Below are 3,950 nucleotides of genomic sequence, written 5' to 3' on the forward strand. Positions count from 1 at the left end.
TTATTTGGTAGATGGAGAAATTGTGGTCCTTACCATTGAACCAGAAGATTTCATAGCTGCTGTTAAGGATGACACTGGGTATAGTGATTTAGTAAACACCTTAGGCAGTGTTGACATGGATTCATGGTCTGATTTAGCAGAACTAATCGGAAAAAAAGAAGCTAATAATGCGAAAAAAGAATATAAAGACGAAGATCCAAGTGGAATCGTGCTATTCTATTGTGAAGGCAAATATGTTTATGCATTTTCTAATCCCAAAGAAGATTCCGATGTTGATCATGATGAATTAATAGAAGATAATCAATCGCTCAAGTTGGATAACGATACTATTCCTCAAATTTTAGAAGAGCTTAATGCTGATAAAAAATTAAAGCAAATAGAGATTACCTATTATATTAACGATTATTCCGATTTATATTTTGGTTTAATTTACAAGGTAAATAATTGTAATGTCGAGGTAAATCGTGTCAATTGGTATAATGACTCGTATTGGACAGGTGAAATTGAACGAGAAGATTTAATTGAAGGATTAACAGAATATGTGAAAGGTAACATTACTGGATTAGAACTCTTTGAAAGTTATATTCATGCAGATTATTGGAAATTTGATAGGCCTGGAAATTTAGATAATGGGGTAAATTTTTCAATTACTGACCTTAATGGCTTAACTGATATTCCCAAAAATTTACAAGATGATGATGGCGAGCTAGACGTATGGGAATTATCTAATGAAATAGTTCAAGAGGAGGAAGATCTTTATGATGATAATAAAGGGATGGCATACAGTTATGAGTTTTCAATAAATGGAAAAACATACGGACTAACAATAGACAGATTAACAGCAGTAGATAATGATGCTATAATGGCAGCTCGATGGAAAGAAGAATCATCTGATAGAATAACATTGCTGTTTGATTCACTATTTGTGGTATTATTAAATTTTCATACTCGCGGTAGTAAAGAAAATGGTACAAAGTTTTTAATGGTTGAATTTGAAAATTTAATTTCCAAAGAAATTATTATTTCTAACACGGAAATTTTAGCTAAAGTTAGAAATAAAGTCATTGATGAATTTAACGAAAAAGATGAAGAGGAGTGGATTGAAAGATATTCTTCCGCATATGAAATTCTTGTAAACGATTTCAACTTGGTATCAGAAATCAATAAAAGCTTAATTAAGTTGTCCAGAATGCCAGAGGAAGATTCAGGAGAGTGTGATTTTTCTATTTTATCAAATTTAAAAGTGCCCTTAACTGTTTTTCCTACATCAGATACAATTACTAATGAAGCGGATAATCAACAGGTTTTGTTTTCATTAGAAACAAATTCTGAGATTTCGGAATATTATGACTCTATTGATGCTTCAAATGAATCATTTGGGATTCTTTTAGTAAGCAAGGCTAATTTATTTGGAGTATTAGATTTTAATGGCAAGCTATTGTTAGATTGTTTGTATGATAGGATTGTACCAATTAACACAAATAGGTACTGGTGTTTATTATATGGTAATTGGATGCTTTTAGATCAACAAGCAAAAATTTTAGCTAAAGCCAAGTACTATGAATTAGTCTTTGCAATGGAAGGATTGTGTTATGCAAAAACTGGAAATTTATGTGGGGTTATAAATGAGAAAGGTGAGGAAATTATTCCAGTTGTTTATGAAAACATTCTAAATTTCAATGAAGGTATTACAGCTGTATTTGATAATGGTACTTATATATTTTACAATAAATTAGGTGAGAAAAAAAACTTCCCAGTTATTGAACGGATTGGTGTAGATAGTAATTCAGGCAATTGGATTATAAATGATGGTGTGATCAATGTTAGGGTTGATCGTAATTATTGTCATTTAAATACAGATGGGATTATTATAGGCAATTATTTTGCACCTTCTTTATCCAATTATTCTAATGGCTTTGTTTCTATTAGAGAGAATAATACAAGAGCAATAATGGATTTGAAAGGGAATGTATATTTAAAGAACCAATATGATTATGTTTACGAACCAATAAATGGTCTTTTTTTAGTAATAAAAGATAATTTTTATGGTGCTGTTACTATAGAAAATAAGATTATTGTTCCAATTAAATATGATTATTTGAGTATTTATGATGAAAATTTAATTTCATGCAGTTTAGATGGGAAGGATATATTATATGATTCAAATGGAAATGTGATTTTGGATTTTATTTTTGATAGTATAACGATAAATCCTTCTGAAAACATTACTGAAAGTGATAAAGCCTGGTTGAATATAGATGTAGATGATATGAGAGGGTTTTATAATTTAGAAACAAAAAAAATTATAGAATGTAAGTACGATGGTATTATAGGCGGTTTTGACCATGGGATTGTAACAGTTAAAAAAGAAAGAAAATTCGGATATTTGGATACAAACGGGTCGCTTATAGGCGGACAGTTTTTTGACGGTGTAGCCTGCCAGGAGGAAGACATCGCATTTAAAGAAAATTTTTCCTATGTTAAGAAAGGGAAAAAATATGCCTATTTAAGTATTGATGGAAAATTGCAAACAAAGTTCATTTACAATAGTGCAAGTCTATTTCAAGATGGATATGCTATTGTTTCAGATGAAAATGAGTTGTTTGGAGTAATTGATACTAAATTCAATTATGTTGTAGATTGCAAATATGATAGTCTAGAGAGAATTGGAGAATCTAAAATACTATTTGCAGCTCAATACGAAGGTAATTATGGTGTAATTGATAGTAATGATAACCTAATTCTTGATTTTAAATTTGAAGAAATAAATCCAATTAATAATAATTTAACTATTTGTAATTTAACTAAAAATTTTATTACAAAAGAAATTCCATTTAAAGAATATCATAGTGAAAATGATGCTGATTTAAACATTGTAATCAATATTTATGGTAGGATGCACCAAATATTTGAATGTATTAATAAGGAAGAGGAAGATATTGATGCTATTGAAGATCATTACCAAAATATTTTTGATTGGAAATATAAAATAGATGACGACAACTTAATGATTATTGAATTAGATGGAGAAAAAATTTTTGAAGGGAGTATTTTAGAATTAGCCATTCGTGATGACGTACAAGTCTATGATTTAGAACCATTTCAGCAAAATTATATTAAATCTAAATTAAAAAAAATTAAAACATTTGATGAGTTTCATGAATTCGATTCCGATGATGCTTGGGTGTCCAAGAAAAATTATTTACTACGAATTCCGCAAGGCAGATTAGAAGGAGACAGAGGACTTGAATTAGCCCCAAACTTTAATAACAGGTATTCGATGATTAATTATGGAAAGTATCATCTAAAAGCATTTGTAAAAGTTAAAAGCTTTTCCATTTCAGATTTATTTTTCCAAATGGAACCCACCATGGAAGACCTTATAAGCGAACCAGATGGCGGTCCATATTATAATTTTTCCAAAATATTCCATTACGAACAAGGGGAATTAGAGCTTGAAGTTGTATCCGAGAATCTTAAGGATACGGAATTTCAAAATGGATGGCTCTATGATTTTTAGGATTTAATAAATTAAAAATAGATTCATTAACAGTAGAATATAATGAAGGAGGGACAATTCGTTCGTTTGATATTGGCTATGATAATGATGAAAATTTAGTTTCTTTATCAGATCATGAATCGTCCTAAAAAAAGCCACTAAGTTTTCCTCAGTGGCTTTTTAATTTTTGATGGGTAATAAATCCCTAAATAAAATTATTTAGGCAATACAACCGAGTCAATTACGTGAATAACGCCATTGCTTGCCCCTAAATCGGTAGCAATAACAGTAGCAACGCCACCATTTTCGTCAGTTAAGATTACCTTACCGTCTCTTATAGAAGCAACTAAAGTACCACCACTTACAGTTTTGATACTCAATGAACCTTTAGCATCTGTAATAGCTTTAACAACAGTAGCAGCATTTAAATTACCAGCAACTACGTGATAAG

At 30.1% G+C, this 3,950-nt stretch carries 2 protein-coding genes; one reads left to right on the forward strand and one right to left on the reverse strand.

Annotated elements, in window-relative coordinates:
* Positions 1-22 precede the first annotated feature (22 nt).
* Positions 23-3,520 (forward strand): WG repeat-containing protein, encoded by a 3,498-nt coding sequence (locus tag ACIQ0D_RS12000; RefSeq protein ID WP_395805936.1) that lies wholly within the window; start codon positions 23-25, stop codon positions 3,518-3,520.
* 194 nt (positions 3,521-3,714) lie between these two features.
* Here the strand turns inward: ACIQ0D_RS12000 and ACIQ0D_RS12005 are convergent.
* Positions 3,715-3,950: fasciclin domain-containing protein (locus ACIQ0D_RS12005; protein ID WP_395805938.1), on the reverse strand; the 236-nt coding region annotated here is incomplete at its 5' end.

The sequence above is a fragment of the Daejeonella sp. genome, from assembly GCF_044342615.1.
In the GTDB taxonomy this organism is placed as follows: Bacteria; Bacteroidota; Bacteroidia; order Sphingobacteriales; family Sphingobacteriaceae; genus Daejeonella.